The organism is Arthrobacter oryzae (assembly GCF_003634095.1).
Taxonomy (GTDB): domain Bacteria; phylum Actinomycetota; class Actinomycetes; order Actinomycetales; family Micrococcaceae; genus Arthrobacter; species Arthrobacter oryzae.
The window spans coordinates 39,989-61,574 of the sequence record NZ_RBIR01000005.1 but is presented as its reverse complement, the minus strand read 5'-3'; the positions used below and the strand labels follow the sequence as shown (position 1 = coordinate 61,574).

The 21,586-nt window shown below is 67.9% G+C and carries 20 protein-coding genes, 1 tRNA gene and 1 other RNA gene; 13 read left to right on the top strand and 9 right to left on the bottom strand.

Annotated features, from left to right (window positions below):
* The first annotated feature begins 9 nt into the window (after positions 1 to 9).
* The 4 genes from C8D78_RS12655 (at position 10) to C8D78_RS12640 (ending at position 3,540) form a co-directional block, all read left to right on the top strand.
* Positions 10 to 546, top strand: a complete 537-nt coding sequence (locus C8D78_RS12655; protein ID WP_120954233.1) for a GNAT family N-acetyltransferase — start codon at positions 10 to 12, stop codon at positions 544 to 546.
* A 55-nt stretch (positions 547 to 601) separates the two neighbouring features.
* On the top strand, positions 602 to 1,309 hold the full coding sequence (locus tag C8D78_RS12650) for a DsbA family oxidoreductase (RefSeq protein ID WP_120954232.1): 708 nt from the start codon (positions 602 to 604) through the stop codon (positions 1,307 to 1,309).
* 129 nt (positions 1,310 to 1,438) lie between these two features.
* Entirely contained in the window at positions 1,439 to 2,761 is a 1,323-nt protein-coding gene (locus C8D78_RS12645; RefSeq protein WP_120954231.1) for a nicotinate phosphoribosyltransferase, read from the top strand.
* A gap of 140 nt (positions 2,762 to 2,901) precedes the next feature.
* Entirely contained in the window at positions 2,902 to 3,540 is a 639-nt protein-coding gene (locus C8D78_RS12640) for a TetR/AcrR family transcriptional regulator (RefSeq protein WP_120954230.1), read from the top strand.
* Between the two features lie 79 nt (positions 3,541 to 3,619).
* Here the strand turns inward: C8D78_RS12640 and C8D78_RS12635 are convergent, their stop codons facing one another.
* Together C8D78_RS12635 and C8D78_RS12630 are read right to left on the bottom strand one after the other, a co-directional pair.
* A complete protein-coding gene (locus C8D78_RS12635) occupies positions 3,620 to 4,279 on the bottom strand; it encodes a LytR C-terminal domain-containing protein (protein WP_120954229.1) in 660 nt (219 codons plus the stop codon).
* Positions 4,272 to 4,571 carry a type II toxin-antitoxin system VapB family antitoxin gene (locus C8D78_RS12630; RefSeq protein ID WP_120954228.1) on the bottom strand — a complete coding sequence of 100 codons (300 nt, stop codon included), beginning with the start codon at positions 4,569 to 4,571 and terminating at the stop codon, positions 4,272 to 4,274. Before C8D78_RS12630 ends, C8D78_RS12635 begins: the two co-directional genes overlap by 8 nt.
* Before the next feature lie 179 nt (positions 4,572 to 4,750).
* On the opposite strand from C8D78_RS12630, the gene C8D78_RS12625 reads away from it, so the two are divergent.
* Both C8D78_RS12625 and C8D78_RS12620 read left to right on the top strand, forming a co-directional pair.
* A complete protein-coding gene (locus tag C8D78_RS12625) occupies positions 4,751 to 5,665 on the top strand; it encodes a hypothetical protein (RefSeq protein ID WP_120954227.1) in 915 nt (304 codons plus the stop codon).
* Positions 5,666 to 5,767: 102 nt separating this feature from the next.
* A complete protein-coding gene (locus tag C8D78_RS12620; RefSeq protein WP_208641949.1) occupies positions 5,768 to 7,384 on the top strand; it encodes a stealth family protein in 1,617 nt (538 codons plus the stop codon).
* A gap of 78 nt (positions 7,385 to 7,462) precedes the next feature.
* On the opposite strand, the gene C8D78_RS12615 is transcribed toward C8D78_RS12620, so the two are convergent.
* The 4 genes from C8D78_RS12615 to C8D78_RS20070 all read right to left on the bottom strand — a co-directional run bounded on the left by C8D78_RS12615 (position 7,463) and on the right by C8D78_RS20070 (position 12,133).
* The gene (locus C8D78_RS12615) at positions 7,463 to 8,404 is read right to left on the bottom strand and encodes a phosphodiesterase (RefSeq protein ID WP_120954226.1); all 942 of its coding nucleotides are present in this window, start codon (positions 8,402 to 8,404) and stop codon (positions 7,463 to 7,465) included.
* Between the two features lie 251 nt (positions 8,405 to 8,655).
* Positions 8,656 to 9,867: a formaldehyde dehydrogenase, glutathione-independent gene (gene fdhA / locus C8D78_RS12610; protein WP_120954225.1), complete on the bottom strand. Its 1,212-nt coding sequence runs from the start codon at positions 9,865 to 9,867 to the stop codon at positions 8,656 to 8,658.
* A 225-nt stretch (positions 9,868 to 10,092) separates the two neighbouring features.
* Positions 10,093 to 10,578: a glutathione peroxidase gene (locus tag C8D78_RS12605; protein ID WP_120954224.1), complete on the bottom strand. Its 486-nt coding sequence runs from the start codon at positions 10,576 to 10,578 to the stop codon at positions 10,093 to 10,095.
* Between the two features lie 172 nt (positions 10,579 to 10,750).
* Entirely contained in the window at positions 10,751 to 12,133 is a 1,383-nt protein-coding gene (locus C8D78_RS20070; RefSeq protein WP_120954223.1) for a M23 family metallopeptidase, read from the bottom strand.
* Between the two features lie 344 nt (positions 12,134 to 12,477).
* Here C8D78_RS20070 and C8D78_RS12595 point away from each other — a divergent pair, with 344 nt between their 5' ends.
* Complete coding sequence (locus C8D78_RS12595; protein ID WP_120954222.1) at positions 12,478 to 13,389, top strand: oxygenase MpaB family protein; 912 nt, start codon at positions 12,478 to 12,480, stop codon at positions 13,387 to 13,389.
* Positions 13,390 to 13,556: 167 nt separating this feature from the next.
* On the opposite strand, the gene C8D78_RS12590 is transcribed toward C8D78_RS12595, so the two are convergent.
* A tRNA-Ser gene (locus C8D78_RS12590) sits at positions 13,557 to 13,641 on the bottom strand.
* A gap of 337 nt (positions 13,642 to 13,978) precedes the next feature.
* On the opposite strand from C8D78_RS12590, the gene ffs reads away from it, so the two are divergent.
* The 5 genes from ffs to C8D78_RS12565 all read left to right on the top strand — a co-directional run bounded on the left by ffs (position 13,979) and on the right by C8D78_RS12565 (position 20,202).
* An RNA gene (gene ffs / locus C8D78_RS12585) (signal recognition particle sRNA small type) lies at positions 13,979 to 14,075 on the top strand.
* A 27-nt stretch (positions 14,076 to 14,102) separates the two neighbouring features.
* Complete coding sequence (locus C8D78_RS12580; protein ID WP_120954221.1) at positions 14,103 to 17,267, top strand: DNA polymerase III subunit gamma and tau; 3,165 nt, start codon at positions 14,103 to 14,105, stop codon at positions 17,265 to 17,267.
* Positions 17,268 to 17,318: 51 nt separating this feature from the next.
* Complete coding sequence (gene recR, locus C8D78_RS12575) at positions 17,319 to 17,918, top strand: recombination mediator RecR (protein ID WP_090579574.1); 600 nt, start codon at positions 17,319 to 17,321, stop codon at positions 17,916 to 17,918.
* Between the two features lie 6 nt (positions 17,919 to 17,924).
* Positions 17,925 to 18,503: a GNAT family N-acetyltransferase gene (locus tag C8D78_RS12570; protein ID WP_120954220.1), complete on the top strand. Its 579-nt coding sequence runs from the start codon at positions 17,925 to 17,927 to the stop codon at positions 18,501 to 18,503.
* 340 nt (positions 18,504 to 18,843) lie between these two features.
* Positions 18,844 to 20,202 carry an aspartate kinase gene (locus C8D78_RS12565; protein WP_120954218.1) on the top strand — a complete coding sequence of 453 codons (1,359 nt, stop codon included), beginning with the start codon at positions 18,844 to 18,846 and terminating at the stop codon, positions 20,200 to 20,202.
* Between the two features lie 204 nt (positions 20,203 to 20,406).
* On the opposite strand, the gene C8D78_RS12560 is transcribed toward C8D78_RS12565, so the two are convergent.
* Both C8D78_RS12560 and C8D78_RS12555 read right to left on the bottom strand, forming a co-directional pair.
* Positions 20,407 to 20,601, bottom strand: a complete 195-nt coding sequence (locus C8D78_RS12560) for a hypothetical protein (RefSeq protein ID WP_120954396.1) — start codon at positions 20,599 to 20,601, stop codon at positions 20,407 to 20,409.
* Positions 20,602 to 20,744: 143 nt separating this feature from the next.
* A complete protein-coding gene (locus tag C8D78_RS12555) occupies positions 20,745 to 20,969 on the bottom strand; it encodes a hypothetical protein (protein ID WP_120954217.1) in 225 nt (74 codons plus the stop codon).
* Positions 20,970 to 21,131: 162 nt separating this feature from the next.
* Here C8D78_RS12555 and C8D78_RS12550 point away from each other — a divergent pair, with 162 nt between their 5' ends.
* Complete coding sequence (locus C8D78_RS12550; protein WP_244208400.1) at positions 21,132 to 21,584, top strand: MarR family winged helix-turn-helix transcriptional regulator; 453 nt, start codon at positions 21,132 to 21,134, stop codon at positions 21,582 to 21,584.
* Positions 21,585 to 21,586 lie beyond the last annotated feature (2 nt).

Sequence of the window (21,586 nt, the reverse complement as noted above, 5' to 3'; positions counted from 1 at the left end):
GTTTTAGCTATGACGCACCAGATCCGGACAGCAACCGCGGACGACGCCGGGAAGCTGGCGGCGCTTGCAGCCGTCACCTTCCCGCTCGCGTGCCCGCCGGAATCCCGGCCGGAGGACATCGCGGCCCACCTGGCCAACTCCCTGAGCGAGGCCCATTTCCGGGCCTATCTGGCAGATCCTGCGGTCACGGTGCTGGTGATCGACGCCGACGGCGAGCTCCGCGGCTACAGCCTGCTGGTGGCCCGCCCCGCCCGGGACCCGGAGGTGGCCGCGGTCCTGGCCGAGCTGCCGTGCACCGAACTCAGCAAATGCTACGTCCATCCGGACCATCACGGGCTCGGTGCCGCCGCCGAATTGATGCACGCCAGCATCGCCTCGGCCGCGGGTGCCGGCGCCCGCGGACTGTGGCTCGGCGTGAACAGCCAGAACGCCCGGGCCATCCGGTTCTACGAGAAGTCCGGCTTCCGCAAGGTCGGCACCAAGTCCTTCCAGCTGGGCGACACGGTGGAGCACGACTTCGTCATGGAACGCCCGGTCACGCCGTGACGAAGCCGACAGGCCGCCTGGGAATGAGCGGGCCCCGGCGGAGGTTGTCACCGGCATGAAGATTGAGATCTGGTCCGACGTCGCCTGCCCCTGGTGCTACATCGGCAAACGCCGTTTCGAAACCGCCCTCGCGGCGTTCCCGCACCGCGATTCGGTGGAGGTGCAGTGGCGCAGCTACCAGCTGGACCCCACGCTCCCGGAGCACTATGACGGCACCGAACTGGACTACCTGAGCACCCGCAAGGGCATGGCTCCGGAGCAGGTGTCCCAGATGTTCGAGCACGTCGCGGCCCAGGCCAAGGGCGAGGGGCTGAACTACCGCTTCGACGCCGTCGTGGTGGCCAACAGCTTCACGGCCCACCGGCTGATCCACCTCGCCGCAGCCCGGGGCGTGCAGGACGCAGCGAAGGAGCGCCTGCTCAGCGACCACTTTGAGCACGGCAAGGACATCGGCAGCCGGGAGTACCTGACCGCCCTGGGCCAGGACCTTGGGCTCGACGCCGGCGACCTCGCGGAGCTGTTCAGCACGGACGCCTACGCCGACGACGTCCGGAACGACTTCGCGGAGGCCCGTGCCCTCGGCATCAGCGGCGTCCCCTTCTTCGTGATCGACCGGAAGTTCGGCCTCTCCGGCGCCCAGCCTGCGGAAACCTTCAGCGCCGCCCTCGAGCAGGCGTGGCAGGACAGCCATCCGCTGGCCATGGTCGGCGCCGACGACGCTGCGGATGCCGCCGCCTGCGGCCCCGACGGCTGCGCCGTCTAAGCCGCACCACCTGAGCCCGACGCCGTCGAATTCGCCGGAAACGTGCGAGTTCGCGGGAAGTTTCCGGCGAGCCCGCACGATTCCGGCGAACTCGAGGCCGTCACGGCGGTCCACGGCCTAGAGTGAACCATGGACACTTCGGCCGGGCCGGACGGGCCCCGGACCTCCCTGTTTACCGACCACTACGAGCTAACGATGTTCCAGGCTGCCTTGCACTCCGGCGCCGCACACCGCAGGTCCGTGTTCCAGGCCTTTGCCCGGGGGCTGCCCGCCGGCCGCCGCTACGGCATCGTGGCCGGCACCGGACGGCTCCTTGAGGGCATCGCGAACTTCCGATTCAACCAGGAGGACCTCGATTTCCTGGCCGGAACCGGGGTGGTCCATGAGGACACGCTGGAGCATCTGGCCGCCTTCCGGTTCTCCGGCGACATCTGGGGCTATCCGGAGGGTGAAGCGTTCTTCCCGCACTCCCCCGTCCTGATTGTCGAATCCACGTTTGCCGAGGCCTGTGTCCTGGAGACCTATGTCCTGTCGGTGCTCAACCATGACAGCGCCATCGCCTCGGCCGCGTCCCGGATGACCAGCGCCGCCGGCGGCAGGCCCTGCATCGAGATGGGATCCCGCCGCACCCACGAGGAAGCTGCGGCCGCGGCTGCGCGCGCGGCCGTGATCGCCGGCTTCTCCGGCACGTCCAACCTAGCCGCCGGGCGCCGGTACGGGCTCCGGACCATCGGTACCGCGGCCCACTCCTTCACGCTGCTCCACGACTCCGAGCGCGACGCCTTCGCCGCCCAGCTCGCCTCGCTGGGGCCCGGCACCACGCTGCTCGTAGACACGTACGACGTCGAGGCGGCCGTCCGCACCGCCGTCGACCTCGCCGGGGACAGGCTCGGGGCGGTCCGGCTGGACTCCGGAGACCTGGTGGCCCAGGCGCGGTGGGTCCGTGAACTCCTGGACAGCCTGGGCAATGTGCACACCAGGATCGTCGTGACCTCGGACCTGGACGAGTTCTCCGTCGCGGCCCTCCGGTCCGCTCCGGCCGATTCCTACGGGATCGGCACATCGCTGGTGACCGGATCCGGGGCGCCGACGGCCGGCATGGTCTACAAGCTGGTGAGCCGGGCCGGTGATTCGGGTGGGCTCATTGCCGTGGCGAAGACCTCTAAGGACAAGATCAACGTCGGCGGCCGCAAGTTCGCGGTGCGCCGCCTGGATGACCGCGGCACCGCCACCCACGAGGTCCTCGGCGTGGGCCACCCGCCCGCGGGCGGCGGAAACGGGCGTCCCCTGCTGCAGCAGTTCATGAAGGACGGCGAAGTCCTGGCCGGCTGGACCGGACCGGACGCCGTTGCGAGGGCGCGGGACCGGCACACGGCTTCCATGGCGGAGCTGCCCCGGATTGTGGACCGTCTCCAGCCCGGCGAGCCGGCCATCCCGACCATCTATGAGTGAGAGGTCCCGGGAAAAGTTCATTCTTCACGCCCCGTATCCGGCCCGCGGCGCCGAACCCGCCGGACGCCGCCGGAGCTGACGCCGGCCGTGTCACGGGCTTCCCCCGACGATTTGGTGACAGATCGCGCTAAAGTGTCCGTATGCCTAGGATTTCGGCCGCGAGCAACGCCGCCCAACGTGCCGAGACCCAGCGCCGCATCCTGACCGCGTTCGGGGAGCTCCTCTTCACCCACGGCCTGCCCGGCCTGACCATGACCGACGTCGCGCGGCACGCCAGGATCGGCCGGACCGCCGTCTACAACTACTACGCGGACATCGAAGAGCTCCTCATCGCCTATGCCCTGGACGAGACGGAGCGGTTCCTGCTCGATCTGCGTGAATCGCTGGACTCGCTGGAGAACCCGGTGGAGCGCCTGGCCGTTTACGTCCGGGCCCAGGTGGAGGACCTGAGCCGGCGCCACCTGCCGCCGGGGCCGGCCATGGCCGCGGTGCTCTCGCCGTCGTCGTTCGCCAAGCTCGCGGACCACGTGGGCGAGCTCAGCGTCCTCCTGCAGGGAATCCTGCGCGACGGCATGGCCCAGGGCTACCTGCCCGAGTCGGACGTCGCCCAGCTTGCCCAGCTCATCCACGGCACGCTGTCCTCGAGTGCGGCGCGGGGTGACGGCGCCGGCCAGGACGCGGAGGCGGAAGCCCGGCTCGCCAGGACGGTACGGTTCATCCAGTTGGGGGCCGGCGCCCGGTTCGACGACGCCGGCAGGCCGGTCCGCGTCAGCAGCTAGCGTCGGGGCAGCGGCGGCGTCCCGGCGTCGGCGCCTAACCCCCGGGTGGGGCGACAGCAGCCAGGCGGACGTCCGGTGCCTAACCTCCCGTGTGGGGCGCCGTGGGCTTGGGGGTTGGCGTGGACTCGCGGGGGCAGGTAAGCCGGCCCGGCGTCTGGTCCACAAGTTCCGGCCGGGCCAGTCCCTTAAAATCGTCTGTCAGGATGACATCCACGCTGGCATCAGTGCGGGTGTCCTGGATGTAGTTCGAGCCGGGAACGTTGCGCTGGACGCTGAAGGCGGCCGACTGGCCTGCGGCGCCGGAGACTATCAGGACCGCGCCGCGGTAGGTCAACGCTTTGTTCCCCACGGCGCTCACGGCAAACTTCCGGGCGGCAAGCGCGTCGGCGACCGTGCGCGCCAGGCCGGGCCGGCCCGTGGAATTGTAGACATTAAGGGTGATCTTCTTGGGCGGCGTGTAGTCGTAGGTGGCCGCCGGGCACGCCGACACCGCCGCCTTGCTCCGCTCCGCCGCCGCGGGAAGCTTGATCTGGCCGTTCATGATGGCGAGGGCCACCACGATCGCCGCCACGAGCATGCCAACAAGCAGCACCAGGACAACGCCATGCAGAATCCTGCGGCGCAGCCGAACCGGGTTGTCGTCCCCGTCGTCCTGCTCCACGAAGGTGGCCCGTAGCTCGGAGCCACTGATGACGCGGTGCCCGTGCAGGACCTTGACGTCCGGCGGCTTCCTAGCCATTTATCACGAGGACCCGCGCGTGGATCGCGGTGCGCTGGTGCAAAGCGGTGCGGACAGCCCGGTGCAGGCCGTCTTCGAGATAGAGAACGCCGCGGTATTCCACGACGTGCGGAAACAAGTCGCCGAAGAACGTGGAGTCCTCGGCCAGCAGGGCCTCAAGGTCCAAGGTGCGCTTCGTGGTCACCAGCTCATCGAGCCGGACCGGTCGTGGCGGCAGGGCCGCCCAGTCCTTGGGCGTGTTGTAACCATGGTCGGGGTACGGGCGTCCCTCGCCCACAGCTTTGAATATCACCTTGCCAGCCTAGGGAACTTGGCCGCCCAAAGGAATCGAAGTCCGCGGGCGGCGTGAGGTTGTGGCCAAACGGTAACCATTTGTCACTCGCTGCCCTGCCGCCTGTCACATCCGGCGTCCGGCCGTTGATCTCCTCGACAGTTCGCGCATAGCGCCCGTGCGGCTGACAGAATAGCGGTATGACTTCACCCGAGAATTCCCCCGTTCCGCCGTCGCCGGCCCCGGCGCTGGCGCTGCTGCTCGACGTCGACGGTCCGGTGGCGAGCCCGGTCACCCGCGATGTGCAGCCCGGAATCATCGCGGACCTCCTGGCCCTTGCCGCCGCCGGCGTGCCGGTGATCTTCAACACCGGCCGATCCGACGCGTTCATCCGCGAACAGGTTATGGAACCGATGATCGCGGCCGGCATGCCCGCCGGTACCGTTATCCACGCCATCTGCGAGAAGGGCGCCGTCTGGTTCAGCTACACCGCGCAAGGCCCCGGCCCGGTCCATGTCGATCACGGTCTCGCCATTCCCCGGGCGTTCGGCGACGACGTCCGCCGCCTGGTCGCGGAGGACTATTCCGCCCACATGTTCTACGACGAAACCAAGCGGGCCATGGTCTCCGTGGAGCAGCACATCGCCGTCGCCAACCCGGACTACCGGGCCGAGCAGGAGCTCTTCGACGCCGACGCCATGGACCTCATGGCGCGCCACGGCCTCGGCGTGGTGCGCCTTGACCACCATGTCCCAAATTCGGATGACCAGGTTGACTTCCGCGTCGACCCGACCATCATCTCCACCGACATCGAATCCGTGCGGCTGGGCAAGGATCTGGGTGCGAGCCGGGCCGTGGAACTCCTGGCTGCGCAGGGCATCACGCCCCAGGCCTGGCGCACCGTGGGCGACTCGCGCACCGACTACGCCATGGCCGACTGGCTGCACCACAATGACCACGCCGTGAAGCACGTGGACGTCCGGCCCGCCGACGGCATCCCCGTGAAACCGTATGAGGTCCTCACCGCCGCCGATCTGGGGCTGGGCGAGGACGTCATCCACGACGACGCCGGCGCCGCTTTCCTGCATCACTGGCTGGCGGTTGTCACCGGCTAGGAACCGCCCCCTCCGGGTCACATTCCGCTTCATGCAGGTACCGGGTTCCGGCAGGTTTCCACGGCGATTTTGAGAGCCGCGTTATCATGCAAGTAGACAGCAATGCACTCAAGAAACGGGAGACCCGACATCACCGAAGCAGCGATCCAAGACGAGATTTACTATGGCAGCCAGGCGTCCCCGGACGCCCATGCCGAGGTCACGTCGGCGGCCGCCGTGGCCCGATTCCGGACCCGCACCGATGTCGTCCGTCACCGCGGCCGCTATGCGCTGATTAACGAGAACCGCACCCCGTACCAGGCCATGGTCGAGGACCTGATGTTCCTGCGGTCGGTCCTGGCCGGCGCGGGCCTGGACTACCTGCTGGTCCGCGGCAACAACCACCGCCCGGTGATCGCCGTCGACTGGAAGGACCGCAAAGAACTCCGCGACGCGCTCGTGGAGGCGTGCCGCGACGAGCCGTTCTACTCCATGAGCGTGGACGCGAAGAAGAAGTCCTCCGTGTTGGTGGCCGACGGCGAGCTCTCGCCGAACCGCCAGTCCCGGATCTTCCGGCTGTACCGGCCCAGGGTGGAGCCGGCAGGCGGCTTTGAATTCGGCGCATCGGCGGGTGTGCAGCTGGAGCTCTGGAGCTTTGAGGGCGACCAGCTGATCCTGCCGATTGAGAACTCCCTGACGCGGCGCACGATGCTGGCCCAGGATGCAGTGCGCGGCACGGTGGAACGCTACGGCCACACCTGGCCCACCATCGAGAACATGTTCGCCGATCACGCCAGCGACATCAGCTTCGACATCGACCTGGTGTTCTCGTGGGTGGACGGCAGCTCCCCCGAGTACATTGCGGCCCGCCGCGCCCGCATGGCCGGCGTCGTAGTGGGCGAAGGGGACGACCACGAGGCCCGCTTCCGGCAGATCGATGAGCTCAAATACGCCTTGCGTTCGGTCTACATGTTTGCGCCGTGGATCCGCCGGATCTTCATCGCCACCGACTCCCCGGCCCCTGCATGGCTGGCGGACCACCCGAGCGTGACGATCGTCCGGAGCGAGGAGTTTTTCGCCGATCCCTCGGTGCTGCCGACGCACAACTCGCAGGCTGTGGAGTGCCAGTTGCACCACATTGAGGGGCTCTCCGAGCACTTCCTGTATTCCAATGACGACATGTTCTTTGGCCGCGCCGTTGGGCCGGACATGTTCTTCACCCCGGGCGGGATCACCAAGTTCATTGAGGCCGAAACGCGGATCGGCCTCGGCGACAACGACGCCGAGCGCAGCGGCTTCGAAAACGCCGCCCGGGTGAACCGCAAGCTGCTCTGGAACCGGTTCGGCCGCATCACCACCCGGCACCTGGAACATACCGCGGCTCCCCTGCGGCGCAGCGTGGTCGAGCAAATGGAGCAGGAGTTTCCGGCCGAGTTCGCCAAAACCGCCGCGAGCACTTTCCGGGCCGCGGATAACATTTCGGTGACGAACTCGTTCTACCACTATTACGCCCTGCTCACGGGCCGCGCCGTGACCCAGACGGCCGCCCGGGTGAGATATGTGGACACCACGGCACGGGCCGGCCTGAACTACCTGCCCAAGCTTCTGGCCAAGCGGAACATGGACTTCTTCTGCCTCAATGACGGCAGCTTTCCGGAGGTCCCCGCGGAAGAGCGGGCAGAACTCGTCACGGAATTCCTGGAGAAGTACTACCCGCTCAAGGCGCCCTGGGAGAAGTAAGGGCCCAACCGGCAACTTAGGACCCGGGAGAAGGCGCGGGCCGCGCCCGTTCCGGGGCCTTTCCCGGACCGGGCCGGGTCAGTTCAGGGTGGTGAACCTTCGGTGCGCCGGCGTCCGGGCCGGGGCCTCGAGCTTGGCCTGTTCCGGGATGGTGATTCCGGCGGCCGCGAGCCGGCGCTGGACTTCCTGGGGAGAAACCAGCTCGCCGACTTCGGGGGAATCGCCGAGGAGCACCACGGAATGCACGATTGTGTGCTCGTAGACGTGGACAAGGTTGAACGCCTGCCCGCCGTCGCGGCCGCGGGTGCCGCCGACAGCCACGTTCAGATCCTGGGTGTAGCAGGTGGCCGACGCCACGGACACGGGAATGCCCGCGAATGTCGCCGTGGTGGAGTAGTGCAGGTGGCCGCCCAGGATGGCCCGGACATCGGAATTGCGCAGGACACCGGCGAGTGCCGACTGGCCGCGCAGTTCCACGAGCACGGCAAGATCGAGCACCGACGGCACCGGCGGGTGGTGCAGGGCAAGGATGGTCCCGTCCGGGGCCGGGGTGGCCAGCTCGGCGGCAAGCCAGTCCAGCTGGTCCTGGCTCAACTCGCCGTGGTGAAAGCCGGGCACGGAGGTGTCGAGGGTAATGATGCGCAGCCCGTTGACGAAGTAGCTGTGATCCACCGGGGCGTCGTTGTCCGCCTGGTCCAGGAGCCCGGCCCGGAAATTGGCCCGATCATCATGGTTTCCCATCGCCCAGATGACCTTCGCGCCCAGGGCCTTGCACGCCGGCTCCACGATCGCGCGGAGCTTGGCGTAGGCAGCCGGTTCGCCGAGATCAGCGAGGTCGCCCGTGAAGATCACGGCTTCGGGGCGGGCGCCCGAGGCATGGACTTCGTCGAAGAGCTGCCTGAGCAGGGCTTCGCTGTCCACGACGCCGTGCAAGGGTTGCGGACCCCCCAGCAAGTGGGGGTCGCTCAGGTGAAGTAGGAAATGACGTGGCCGGGGGTGCTCGGCCTCGATGCGCTCCATTGCTGCCTTCTTGGTTGGGTGGAAGCGGTGCCTCCAGTGTCCCTCTCAGTAAGGACTATCCAACCAGACATTCGGCGAACAATGTAAAAACTTGGGCAGGCATGTTTGGAAAAACGACGTAAACAGATCGCTGGCCCTCACATGCCCCTGCCGGTATATGAACCGGCATATGAGGGGGCGGCCGCCCGGCGGCGCTGCCTGGCCCCGGCCTCCGCGGGGAAGGGCAGCGCCGCCGGGTTAGGGTCTTCCACTCAGCTCAGGTAGCCGTTCGGGTTGAGCACGAACTTTGTCGCCGCACCGGCGTCGAATTCGGCGTAGCCCTTGGGCGCGTCCTCGAGCGAAATGGCCTTCGCATTGACGTTCTTGGCGATGTGAACCTTGTCATGCAGGATGGCCATCATCAGCTGCCGGTTGTATTTCATGACCGGGCACTGCCCCGTGGTGAAGCTGAGCGACTTGGCCCAGCCCGTGCCCAGGCTGAGGGAGAGCGCACCCTTCTTGGCGGCCTCGTCCACTCCACCGGGATCGCCGGTGACATAAAGCCCGGGTATGCCGAGCGCGCCGCCGGCCGCCGTGAGCTCCATCAGCGAGTTCAGCACCGTCGCCGGAGCCTCCTTGGCATCGTGGCCGTGTCCCTTGGCCTCGAAGCCGACCGCGTCCACCCCGCAGTCGACTTCCGGGACGCCAAGGAGCTGCTCGATCTGCTCCGCCGGCCCGCCCTGAGACAGGTCAACGGTTTCGCAGCCGAAGCTGCGCGCCTGCTTGAGCCGGTCCGCGTTCATGTCGCCGACAATCACGACGGCGGCACCCAGCAACTGGGCGCTGGTCGCCGCGGCCAGCCCGACGGGGCCCGCACCGGCGATGTAGACCGTCGATCCGACGCCGACACCGGCGCTGACGGCGCCGTGGAACCCTGTCGGGAAGATATCCGAGAGCATGGTCAGGTCCATCATCTTCTCAAGGGCCTGGTCCTTGTCCGGGAACTTCAGCAGGTTCCAGTCCGCATAGGGAACCAGAACATAGTTGGCTTGGCCACCCACCCAGCCGCCCATGTCCACGTACCCGTAGGCGCTGCCGGGCCGGTCGGGGTTGACGTTCAGGCAGATGCCCGTCTTGCGTTCCTTGCAGTTCCTGCAACGTCCGCAGGCGATGTTGAACGGGACGGAACAGATGTCTCCTACCTTGATGAATTCAACATCCGGCCCTACCTCCACCACCTCGCCGGTGATCTCGTGGCCAAGCACCAGATCCGTGGGGGCAGTGGTGCGTCCCCGGACCATGTGCTGGTCAGAGCCGCAGATATTCGTGGCGACGGTCTTGAGGATGACGCCGTGGCGTACCTGCCGGCCGACGTTGGCGGGGTTGACCCCCGGACCGTCCTTGAGTTCAAACTCGGGGTAGTTGATGTCGATCAGTTCGACTTTTCCCGGCCCCTTGTAGGCAACGGCTTTGTTCCCTGTCATCGATTTCCTCCTGCTTTCACGGACGCCCGTAGAGGCGCCCAGTTGTGATTCACGAAGTTCTTTGATGCGCCCCCCGCAGGAATACCTCGGCCGCACTGCCGACGGTCGGCAGTCAGTGATGGCTGCGCCGTGGGTATGCCCGGAATGCTGGAGGGTTCGGCCAGTCTAGGCGGTAAGTATGCTTATGGATAGGGCCTGTCGGGCCGAAATTGAGGGTCGTTGGCCTCAGCCCAGCGCGGACTGGACAGCTTCGATGATCTCGGGAGCATCAGGCTCCACGGTCGGCGCGAAGCGGGCGATGATCTGGCCGTCGCGGTTCACCAGGAACTTCTCGAAGTTCCATTTCACCAGGCCGGGCAGGATGCCGTTCTTGAATTTGGTGAGTTCCTTATAGAGCGGATGTGCGTTCCTGCCCCGGACGTTGGCCTTGACTGTCAGCGGGAACGTCACGCCGAAGTTGCGCTGGCAGAATTCGGCGATCTCGGCGTCGTCACCGGGTTCCTGGCCGGCAAACTGGTTGCAGGGGACGCCCAGGACCTGGAAGCCCTGGCCGCGGAACTTGTTGTGCAGAGCCTCGAGTCCCGCGTACTGGGGCGTGAACCCGCATTGGGACGCCACGTTGACCACCAGCACCACCTCTCCCTTGAAGCGGCCGAAGTCGGTCTCGGTGCCGTCGTTGAGGGTCAGGGGAATGGAGTGCAGAGCTGTCATGGGCGCGTCCTCGCGGTCTCGTTGGTCCGAAGCAGTGATCCGGAGCTGTCACCAGTGTAATTCGGCGCCAACGCGCGCACGTATGGGTCTGCGTTCCCGGACACAACACCGCGGGCAGACCGGCAGGCGCGGCCGCCTCCTGAAGCCTGTCCCGCTGACGGCCTCGCGGCGGTCAGCGGCCCGGCGTTGCGCTGGGCGTCGGTGAGGCGGTGGCCGGGGCGGACGGCTTGGTGGCCGCGGTTGTCGTTGGCTGGCCCGTTGGCGTGACCGGCGGGGTCACCGGCGCCGGCGCAAGGGGCCGGGCCGTCGACGAGAGAGACGGCGCGGCCGTGGTGGTGGCTGGCGTAGGCGTGGTTTTGGCGGCCCCCGTGACGCCGGGAGATGCCGCCGAGGACGGCTGCGGAGCAAGGGAAAGCTGTCCCGATCCCGGCGTTACCGGCGGCGCGGAGGTACTCGCCGTCGGCGTGGGGGTCGGCGTCACTGTCGGTTTGGGGGACGGCGTCACTGTCGCCGGCTGCGACGGCGTAGGCGTCGGCTTGGGGGTCGGAGTCACCGTCGGCTTGGGGGTCGGAGTCACCGTCGGCTTGGGGGTCGGAGTCACCGTCGGCTTGGGGGTCGGCGTAACTGTCTGTTTGGGGGACGGCGTCGAGGTCCTGGCCGGTTTGGGCGTCGGGCTCGGCGTCGACTTTGCCGACGACTTGCCGGCGGAGCCTTCGACAGCCGCAGCTGAGACACTCTCCGATGGCTTGGCCGCCACCGAGGCGGGCTGTTCCTGCACGCCGCCGGCCACCACGTGAGTCAAGTCCTCCCGGACGGGAATCGCCCAGCCGATCTCGGTGTTGGATGCCTTGCCTGCGTCGGGCGCGTAGCTGGTCATTTCCATGGGCCCGAGCTGGTCCACCTGTTTGGTGGGCAGGAACGTCCAGTTGAGCGGATCGGTGTGGGAGCCGTTGAGGATCGTTTCGAAATGAAGGTGGCAGCCGGTTGAGGAACCGGTGGTGCCCACCTTGGCAATGATCTCCCCCACCCGCACCAAGTCGCCCTTCTTGACCGCGATGGCTTCGAGGTGGTTATACGTGGTGATGAGACCGTCTCCGTGATCGATTTCCACCCGGTTGCCGCCGCCCCACGGGTGCCACCCGACAGCCCGGACCACACCGGCGTCGGCAGCGTAGACCCGGGTGCCGCAGGGTGCGGCAAAGTCCTGGCCCCAGTGGAATTCGCCGGTCAACCCTGTGAGCGGGCTGGTACGCAGGCCGTAGGGGGATGTCGGCACCAACGTTTCCAGCGGGGCCATAAGGAAGCCTGCGGCGGGCCGGTTCAGGGCCGCCGAGGCGACATTGAGTTCGCCGGCGATCCGTTTCCGGGTGACTGTGTGCACCGTGGACCGGCTGAAGCCCACAGCCGCCAGGGCGTCGGCAGTGACGGTCGCGACGGCGGCCGGTGCCCCGGGCGCGGCTGCGGTGGAATCGGCAGACGGGTCCAGGGCTTCGGGGCCGACGGAACCGGAGGCCTGGACGGCGGACGGCGCCGAGGAGGTCGCGTTGACGGACAACCCCTGTAAGCCGCCAAACGTCAGTACGGCCAGGGACAGGCACAGGCCTCCGGACAGGCAACGCACCGCAACGGTCCGGGCCCTGGCGTTTTGCTCACTCGTTGAGTTTCCCCAGTGTTTTCCCACGATGTGACTCCCGCAATATATGTCCGCCAGACCCCAATCTTCACGGACTTACCTCCCTATGGGACCACACGCCGCCGGGTCTGTGAACCGTCTGCAGGTCCCCTTTTGCGATCCCCGTCGAGATCGGCAGGTGACCTCAGTAGCCAGCGAGTGGCGGCCAAGTAGTCCCGGGCGGGTTGCAGGTGTTCGATACCCCCGGGGGCAGGTAACAATGGAGCATGCGCAATGTCCTCAGGGAATGGCAGGCAGAACTCAAACAAACGTTCACCGGGACACGCGAGGCCGTGCCTGAGTGGGTCCCCCACCTTGCCGAGGGCGACGACGCCGGCTACCACCTGCCCGGATCGGCGGTCTGGGCGGTGCACGGCGGCATGCCCACCATCGTGGCGGGTATCCGGGCGCTGCTGATGCAGGCGCTCCATCCGGGCGCGCTGGCCGGGGTCCACGATCACTCCCGTTTCCGCGAAGATCCATTGGGTCGGCTCGCGGGCACGATCCGCTGGATTTTCACTGTTTCTTACGGTTCCACCGAGGCGGCCCGGGCCGCCTCGGACTGGGTGCTGCGACTCCACCGGACGGTTCGGGGCGAATTCGTGGACGGCCACGGCGTCGGGCGCAGCTACGCGGCCAACGATCCTGAGCTGCTTAGCTGGGTCCACATTGCGTTCACCGACGCATTCTTGTCTGCCCACAAGCTGTGGGGGCGGCCGATTCCCGGGGGACCGGATGCCTACGTCCGTGAGTGGGCCCAAGCCGGCCGGCTCATGGGAGTGGAGGCCCCTCCCATGAGCGAGGCGGAAATGCGGGGGCAGCTGGACCGCTGGTACGACGCCGGTGAGCTCCGCTGTGACGAACGGGTCGTCGAAACGGTGGCCTTCATCCGCGATCCGCCCTTGCACCCCGCGCTCAAACCGGGCTACCGGGTGCTGTTCGCGGCCGCCGTGACGAGCCTTGAACCCAAGTACCGCGAGTTGCTGGGCCTCAAGACCGCACGGCTGGGCCCGATCCCGCTGCCGGTGACCTTGGCAACCCGGGTCACGCTCGGGATCGTGCATCTCGCCCTGGGCCGGGTTGGGCCCAGCGAGCAGGCGGCCCGGAGCCGTCTGCGCCGGCTGGGCTACAGCGCCTAAGCCGGAGTTCAGCTAAGCGGGACGGCGAGGGGCGGCCCGGAGGCCAGATTATCTAGCTGGCGGCGGAGCCGCATGGGCTGCAATTCCGCCCTTGGCCTGAAGCGGTGCCCGTAAGCAACGGCATCCGGGCGCAAAAAGGCCCCGGTCCAAAGGACCGGGGCCAACCGCGGAGAATGGGGGATTTGAACCCCCGAGGGCGTTAACCCAACACGCGTTCCAGGCGTGCGCCATAGGCCGCTAGGCGAATTCTCCAGTTGCTTCTGAATCAAAAGCAGATACTAGAATACCTGAACTTTCCGGCTTCGCCCAATTGGGCCCCGCCGCCCGCCCTGGGGCTTCCCCAGGGGACACGCCCCGCCGGGCCCGCGGAGGATGGACACAGTCCCATCATGTGCACGTTTGCCAGCGAAAAATGAGCATGCCCTCCCGGGACAGCCAGCACCGCCGGACATGCCCCGCGGCTCGTGCGAGCGGTGGACACAGTCCCGTCCAGCCCTGCCCTGGCCGCGAAAAATGAGCATGTCCCGCCCGGAATACGGGGCAGAAACGGGCCAATTCGGGGCACACTCAATCGTCAGGTAAACTATCTGACGGCCCCTCATGTGGCGTCATCCTGTTGAACTCCCCCAGGACCGGAAGGTAGCAAGGGTAAACGGGCTCTGGCGGGTGCATGAGGGGTCTTTTATGTCAGTGCCGATTGGTAGGGTTTATCTGTGACTGTTACTACCGCCCTGTACCGCAGATACCGCCCCGATTCGTTCGCGGACGTTATCGGGCAGGAGCACGTCACCGAGCCCCTCATGACGGCCCTGCGCAAGAACCGCGTCAACCACGCCTACCTCTTCTCCGGCCCCCGCGGCTGCGGCAAGACCACCTCGGCCCGCATCCTGGCCCGCTGCCTGAACTGCGCCGAGGGCCCCACGGACACCCCCTGCGGCAAATGCCCCAGCTGCGTCGAACTCGCCCGCGGCGGCACCGGCTCTCTCGATGTCATCGAGATCGACGCCGCCAGCCACGGCGGTGTGGATGATGCCCGCGACCTCCGCGAACGTGCCACCTACGCCCCGGTCCGGGACCGCTACAAGATCTTCATCATTGACGAGGCCCACATGGTCACCTCGGCCGGCTTCAATGCCCTGCTCAAGATCGTCGAGGAACCGCCGGAGCACATCAAGTTCATCTTCGCCACCACGGAGCCGGACAAGGTGATCGGCACCATCCGTTCCCGCACGCACCATTACCCCTTCCGGCTGGTGCCGCCGGAACCGCTCATGGCGTACCTGGAGCTGCTCTGCAACCAGGAGAACGTCCCCGTGGCGCCCGGCGTGCTCTCGCTCGTCATCCGCGCCGGCGGGGGTTCCGTCCGCGACTCCCTTTCCGTGCTGGACCAGCTCATGGCCGGCGCAGGGCCAACCGGATTGGACTACGAACTCGCAGTCGCCCTTCTGGGCTACACGCACGCCTCCCTGCTCGATGACGTCGTCGAGGCTGTCGCCGCGTCGGACGCCGCCACGGTCTTCCGCGCCGTGGACCGGGTCATCCAGACCGGCCATGATCCGCGCCGCTTCGTCGAAGACCTGCTGGAACGCTTCCGCGACCTCATCATTGTGCAGGCCATGCCCGAGAGCGCCCAGTCCATCCTTCGCGGCATGCCGGCGGACCAGATTGCCCGCATGCAGAACCAGGCGCACAATCTCGGGGCGGCCGAACTCTCGCGCGCCGCAGACGTCACCAACACCGCCCTCACGGACATGACCGGTGCAACCTCCCCGCGCCTGCACCTGGAACTGCTGTGCGCCCGCATTCTGCTGCCCAGCTCCGAGCAGACAGAGCGGGGCATCGCGGCGCGGATCGACCGCGTCGAGCGTCGCTTGAACTACGCCGGGAACGACGTCGGAGCTCCCCTCGCCGGTGCCCCCGCAGCGGGAACTGTCCCGCCTGCCCCAATCCCACCAGCCCCGGCCTCGGCGGCCCGCGCCGAGCAGACGCCTGCTTCCCGGCCCCCAGCCGCACAGCCGGCCGCCGCGCATTCGCCCGCGGCGCCGGGCACGCCGGTCTCCAGCCCGGCAACCGCACAGCCCGCAGCCGCACACCCCGCCGAGCACCAGCTCGCCGCGGCCTCGGTGCCGACAACCGCACGGCCCGCAGCCGCCGCGCCCGCACCGGCCCGGCAGGACGAACCTGCCCGGGAACCGCTCACGGCCCCGCGGGTCAGCACCAGCGACTGGCCCGTGGAGGAAGCGGCCCCAGCCGGCAAGGCCGCGTCCACCCTTGCCCAGTCCGCCCCGGCCCAGTCTGCCCCCGCCGCGGCAGCTCCCCCCCAGGCGTCTCCGGCCCAGCCTGCCGCCCGGCCGGCCGGGCCTTCTCCCGCGGCTGCGGCAGAGACTGCGCCCTCCGCCCCTGCACGCCCCGAGGCCGCCCCGGTTCCCGCGACCGTTTCCGGCCCCGCGCCGGGCGCTGCCTCCGGCCCGGGTGCCGGCGCCGACGTCGAGGTACTGCGCCGTGCGTGGCCTGAGATCCTGCAAACGCTCACCAAGATCAAGCGCAGCACCTGGGCTCTGGTGGAACCCAATGCCCAGGTCGGCCATTTCGAGGATCACGTCCTGACGCTCGCGTTCACAACCCAGGGGCTGGCCGGCGCCTTCGGCCGGGCCGACCACGCCGAGAACCTCCGGCAAGCGATCCACAAGACGATCGGCATCGACTGCCAGATCCGGGCCGTGGCCGGCAGCGGCAACAGCCCGGCGAGCTCTGAGCCAAACCCAAAAGCACCCGCTAGCCGGGACACCCCGGCAACGTCGGCCGACGCCGCCTGGGGCCTGAGCCCGGCGCCTCAGCCGGCGGCCGCGACCGCCGCGGCAACCGGAACCGCTGAAACCGTCCCCGCGGATGGACCGCCCCCGGCGCACGTTCCCGTCGCCGCAACGCCGGCGACGCAACCCGCCCCGGCTCTCGGGGCAACACCGGTGTCCGTGTTGCCGGCTGCCGGTGGTTCCACCGAGGCAGAGCCGCAGGCAGCCGCACCGGCTGCCCCGGCCCCGGTTCGGGCGGCTGACCAGCCAATGGGGTCGGACGGCCCGTCGGAACCTTCCGGGTCCTACGACCACCCTGATGACGACTGGGGCCCGCCCCGGGACGAGGACGCTCCGCCGCTGGATGAAGAACCTCCCATGGACTGGGACCCTTCACCTGCCGCAGCGCCCCGCCGCTCCGCGCCCCCAACCCCCGCTCCGGGCCGGCAGATCCCCGCCCCGGAGGCCTCCCCTGCCGCCGGTTCCCCGACCGGAGGCTCCCAGACCGACCCGGACACGTCGGCTGATCCGTGGGCCCGCGCCGTCGAGCAGTCGCCCGGCGTCTGGACGATCGGCACAGAATCCAACGTCGGCGGGTACGTGACGCCGGATACGGAGCCTGCGGCACCGGTGCCCGAACCGGAACCCGTGCACTATGAGCCGGCGGCGGCGCAGATCCCGGAATATGCCGGCGTCGCGTCCGCGCCCTCTGCCCGGCTGCCGGAACTGTCTGTCCACGCGGAATCCGCCCCGGCGGAGCCCCGCCCGCAGGCTGCCACGCCGCGAGTGACCGCCACTGCCCTTGCTGCTCCCCCGGCTGCAGTCCCCGCGGCGGACGCGACGTCGAGCAGGCAGAGCCTGTACCAGCGGCTGTCCAACAGTCCCGAGGCGGAGGCCGGACGTGCGAAGGCCCCCGCTCGCGCGGCAGCAGCCGCCACGGTGTACGTGCAGGACATCCCCAGCGCCGACGACGAAACGATCGAGGAATCGGGCGTCTTCGGCAGGGCCGCCGTCGAGCGGATTCTGGGCGGAAAACTGGTGGAGGAGCGCTCCCTGGATGGAAGCCCGCTGCCCCCACGCTTCTAACCGACCCTTGGCCGGCTGGACCCGGCCCCACTCCAAACGAACGAGGACATTGTGTACGAAGGTGCAGTTCAAGAGCTGATCGACGAGCTCGGACGCCTTCCCGGAGTTGGTCCCAAGTCTGCCCAACGGCTGGCCTTTCACATCCTCGAGGCGGATCCGCAGGACATGAAGCGCCTCGTGGATGCCATCACGACCGTGAAGGAGCGGGTCAAGTTCTGCACCGTGTGCGGAAACGTGACAGAGCAGGAACTGTGCAACATCTGCCGCGACCCGCGCCGGGATCCCTCGGTGATCTGCGTCGTCGAAGAATCCAAGGACGTCCTGGCCGTGGAGCGCACCCGATCGTTCCGCGGCAGGTACCACGTGCTGGGCGGCGCGATCAATCCGATCGCCGGCATCGGGCCGGAACAGCTCCGGATCCGCGAGCTGCTCACCCGCCTCAACGACGGCGCCATCCAGGAAATCATCATCGCCACCGACCCCAACCTGGAGGGGGAGGCCACGGCGACGTATCTTGCCCGGATGCTCAAGTCGATCGGCATCGCGGTCACCCGGCTCGCCTCCGGCCTGCCCGTGGGCGGAGATCTAGAGTACGCCGATGAAGTCACGCTCGGCAGGGCCTTCGAGGGCCGCCGCAACGCGCTGAGCTGACCGCGAATGACGGCCGTCGGCGGCGACTCCCGGGCCCCGCTTCTCACCGAGCGCCTGTTGCTGCGTCCGTTGAGAGCGGACGACGCCGGCGCTCTCCTCCGGTTCCGCGCTCACCCCTCGGCCACGCGGTACTTGTCGCACGGGCCGCTCACACCGGAGCAGAACCGGGCCCGGCTCCGGCAGACGTTGACCGCGGCCGAGTCCTCCACCGCCGAGTGGTTCCATTTCGGCTGGGCCTTCGAGCTCCGTGCCACCGGTGACGTCATTGGGGACGGCCGGACCTGGAACACCGAGGCACCCCCGGCGCCCGGCCGCATCCCTGCCGAATCGGCGAGCCTGGGCTACGTCCTGCACCCGGAGCACCAAGGCCTGGGCCTCGGCCGGGAGGCCGCCGGCGCCCTCGTCGAGTGGCTGTTTACCGCCCGCGGCAGCGTGACCATTTTCGCCGGGGTCTACGAGCCCAACCTCCCGTCGCAAAGACTCCTGGAGGGCTTGGGCTTCCGGAGAGACCGGTACTTCACGGTGTCCGAAGACACCGCGGGCAAACAGCTGCCTTCCTGGCGCTACCGGTTGGACCGCGGCTAGGTCCACCCTTGGCCCGCGGCACCACGGCGTCCCGCGTTCCCCAGCGCGCCTGGGCTCCCGAGCCACCGGACATGCCCCGCGCCCGCGCCCACGACCGGGCATAATGCCACCATGTCGACCCCCGGCCGCAAAGAATGAGCATGTCCCGTGGCGACGGAGGGCATGCCCAGCCCTGGCCCGCAGCACTGAGCATGTCCGGTGGAAGGGCCGCGGCCGGTCTGCCATTCGGTCACAATTCAACGGCGCGGGTCGCGCGGCGATAAACTGGACTGAGAAGTTACGCCGTCGCGCCGTTTGGTTGCCTGGCCCAGAACCCCGATGATCCAGTGAGGGTGCGCGAATGAGTTTGCCCACTACCAAAGTCCAGCCCGGATCGCAGCCGCAGACGCTGCCCGTCACGGCCGCCGCCACGAAGCACCTTGTCGTAAAGAAGTTCGGTGGTTCCTCGGTGGCGGACGCGGACGGCATCAAGCGCGTCGCCCGACGGGTCGTGGACGCCCACAATGCCGGCGACGAGGTCGTCGTGGTGGTCTCCGCGATGGGTGACACCACCGATGAGCTCCTCGACCTCGCCAGCCAGGTTACCGATTCCGCACCCGCCCGCGAGATGGACATGCTCCTCTCCGCCGGGGAGCGCATCTCCATGGCCCTCCTTGCCATGGCCATCAACAAGTTCGGCGCCTCGGCCCAGTCGTTCACCGGCTCCCAGGCCGGCATGATCACGGACGGCATCCACGGCAAGGCCCGGATCATCGACGTCGATCCCCACCGCATCCGCACAGCCCTGGACAAGGGGCACATCGCGATTGTGGCCGGGTTCCAGGGCATGAGCCACACCACGAACGAGATCACGACGCTTGGGCGCGGCGGTTCGGACACGACGGCGGTGGCCCTCGCCGCGGCGCTTGACGCCGATGTGTGCGAGATCTTCACCGACGTCGACGGCGTCTACACGGCGGACCCGCGCGTCGTGCCGTCGGCGAAAAAAATCGACCGTATTTCCAGCGAGGAAATGCTGGAACTTGCAGCTTCCGGCGCTAAGATTCTGCATCTGCGCTGCGTCGAATATGCCCGCCGCTTCGGGGTACCGTTGCACGTCCGTTCCTCATTCAGCCAGAACGAAGGCACGTGGGTCCTCCCAGGGGCCGACGACAAGATCACGACTCAAGAGGGAGTTGCCTTGGAGCAGCCAATCATCTCCGGTGTTGCACATGATCGTTCCGAAGCCAAGGTGACGGTTGTCGGCGTGCCGGACATCCCCGGCAAGGCTGCGGCGATCTTCCAGGTCATCGCGGACGCCCACTCGAACATCGACATGATCGTCCAGAACGTCTCCACCCATGGCACCGGGCGGACGGACATCTCCTTCACCCTTCCGATCGTCGAAGGCGCCGAGGCCCTGGCCGCCCTGCATGCCGCGCAGGACCGGATCGGCTTCGAGAGCATCGAATACAACGAGAAGATCGGCAAGCTCTCACTGATCGGCGCCGGCATGCGGTCGCACCCCGGTGTGTCCGCGCGCTTCTTCGCTGCCCTCTCCGAGGCCGGCATCAACATCAACATGATCTCCACCTCGGAGATCCGCATCTCGGTGGTCACCCACGCGGACCTGCTCGACGACGCCGTCCGCGCCATCCACCGGGCGTTTGACCTGGATAGCGAGGACGAAGCAACGGTCTACGGCGGGACCGGGCGCTAGGCGGCAGAGCGGGACAACAGCGCAGCCCCGCAAGCTGGGCCCGCAGCCAGGGCTGTCAAGCGGAACTGGCTGCCGGTTGCCCGGCGAACCAGCTCGGCAGCGGGGTGGCCCCCATTGACATGGGGAAGGGAGCGGCAACCGCCGCTCCCTTCCTTGTTTCCGCGCATCTCCGGCCGCACTTCCAGCGGCGCGCAACGGGCGTCGTCAGATCTCTTCTTTCCAGAGATCCGTCTTCCGGACAGCGTAGTGGTGTCCGTGAGAGTCCGTCTCGACCTCGAAGCCTGCCAGGTCGTCTTCCGAGGCGTGCTCGAAGTCGTCATGCTGGTGAACTACAGGCGCCGCGGTGTCGCCCCGGTTCGCGGGTCCGAACAGGACCTTCAGCTTGTCAGTCTTGTCCATGAAAGCTTTGACCGCACGTGTCACTATTCCCACCCCCTTTCCTCGTCGTGGGTGGTTCAGGATGCTGCACAGCGGTGTGTCAGTGCCCTCATTTTACGCCCGACGGCGGGAAATGGCCCGGTCGGGTTTCGGGCGAAGCGTGCCTACCGGAGGGATTTGTCGTCGGGGTTGCGGGGCACCACGTACGTGCTGCCGTCGGGACGGCGCACAGTCTCCCACTGCTGGGTTTCAGCCTGGCGCATCGCCAACAGCCGCCTGTTCTGCTCGGTCATCTCATGGCCGAGCGCGCTGCGGTTGGCCGGGCCGAAGATGGCCCGGAGCTTCCCGGTTGCCCGCATGAATCTTTCGGCGGCGCTTTCCTCAGCCATGGCGATCCTTTCCCGGAAGCAAGACAATGCCACCAGTGTACGCTAATCATTAGTGCACTAATGAATGAAGGGGCAGATGTGACAGAAGAAACCGCACGATTGCAGGCACCGGACGGCGCCGGTGCAGCGAAGGACTCCGAAGAGGCGCAGCACTCCCGGGCAGTGCAGGACGACCTTCTCCTGGAACAACAGCTGTGCTTCGCCCTGACGGTGGCCTCCCGGAGCGTCGTGGGCGCCTACAAGCCCGTCCTGGACAAGCTAGGCCTGACCCACCCGCAGTACCTAGTCATGTTGTGCCTCTGGGAAGCGAGTCCGAGGTCTGTCCGCGACATCAGCGAAGCCCTGGCCCAGGAGCCGGCCACCATCTCCCCTCTGCTGCGCCGCCTCGAAACCGCCGGGTTCATCACCCGCCAGCGCATGCCCGGTAACGAGCGGACCCTCGATGTCCGGTTGACGCCCCGAGGGGCGGCCCTCCGGGAAGAGGCCACCGCGGTCCCGGGCATCATGATGACCAGGCTGGGCCTGACGCGGGAACAGGTCGGCCAGTTGCACGCGTCCATGATGGACCTGATAGCGGCCACAAGGCCCGGCTCGGAGCACGCGCCCGAGCGGTAGAC

Bases quoted from the DNA above. Each gene is read 5' to 3' on its own strand.
- C8D78_RS12615 (WP_120954226.1), bottom strand. From the start codon at position 8,404: ATGGAGCGCATCGAGGCCGAGCACCCCCGGCCACGTCATTTCCTACTT.
- C8D78_RS12645 (WP_120954231.1), top strand. From the start codon at position 1,439: ATGGACACTTCGGCCGGGCCGGACGGGCCCCGGACCTCCCTGTTTACC.
- C8D78_RS12650 (WP_120954232.1), top strand. From the start codon at position 602: ATGAAGATTGAGATCTGGTCCGACGTCGCCTGCCCCTGGTGCTACATC.
- C8D78_RS12620 (WP_208641949.1), top strand. From the start codon at position 5,768: ATGCACTCAAGAAACGGGAGACCCGACATCACCGAAGCAGCGATCCAA.
- C8D78_RS12565 (WP_120954218.1), top strand. From the start codon at position 18,844: ATGAGTTTGCCCACTACCAAAGTCCAGCCCGGATCGCAGCCGCAGACG.
- fdhA (WP_120954225.1), bottom strand. From the start codon at position 9,867: ATGACAGGGAACAAAGCCGTTGCCTACAAGGGGCCGGGAAAAGTCGAA.
- C8D78_RS12655 (WP_120954233.1), top strand. From the start codon at position 10: ATGACGCACCAGATCCGGACAGCAACCGCGGACGACGCCGGGAAGCTG.
- C8D78_RS12560 (WP_120954396.1), bottom strand. From the start codon at position 20,601: ATGGACAAGACTGACAAGCTGAAGGTCCTGTTCGGACCCGCGAACCGG.
- C8D78_RS12640 (WP_120954230.1), top strand. From the start codon at position 2,902: ATGCCTAGGATTTCGGCCGCGAGCAACGCCGCCCAACGTGCCGAGACC.
- C8D78_RS12595 (WP_120954222.1), top strand. From the start codon at position 12,478: ATGCGCAATGTCCTCAGGGAATGGCAGGCAGAACTCAAACAAACGTTC.
- C8D78_RS12605 (WP_120954224.1), bottom strand. From the start codon at position 10,578: ATGACAGCTCTGCACTCCATTCCCCTGACCCTCAACGACGGCACCGAG.
- C8D78_RS12635 (WP_120954229.1), bottom strand. From the start codon at position 4,279: ATGGCTAGGAAGCCGCCGGACGTCAAGGTCCTGCACGGGCACCGCGTC.
- C8D78_RS12625 (WP_120954227.1), top strand. From the start codon at position 4,751: ATGACTTCACCCGAGAATTCCCCCGTTCCGCCGTCGCCGGCCCCGGCG.
- C8D78_RS12555 (WP_120954217.1), bottom strand. From the start codon at position 20,969: ATGGCTGAGGAAAGCGCCGCCGAAAGATTCATGCGGGCAACCGGGAAG.
- C8D78_RS12570 (WP_120954220.1), top strand. From the start codon at position 17,925: ATGACGGCCGTCGGCGGCGACTCCCGGGCCCCGCTTCTCACCGAGCGC.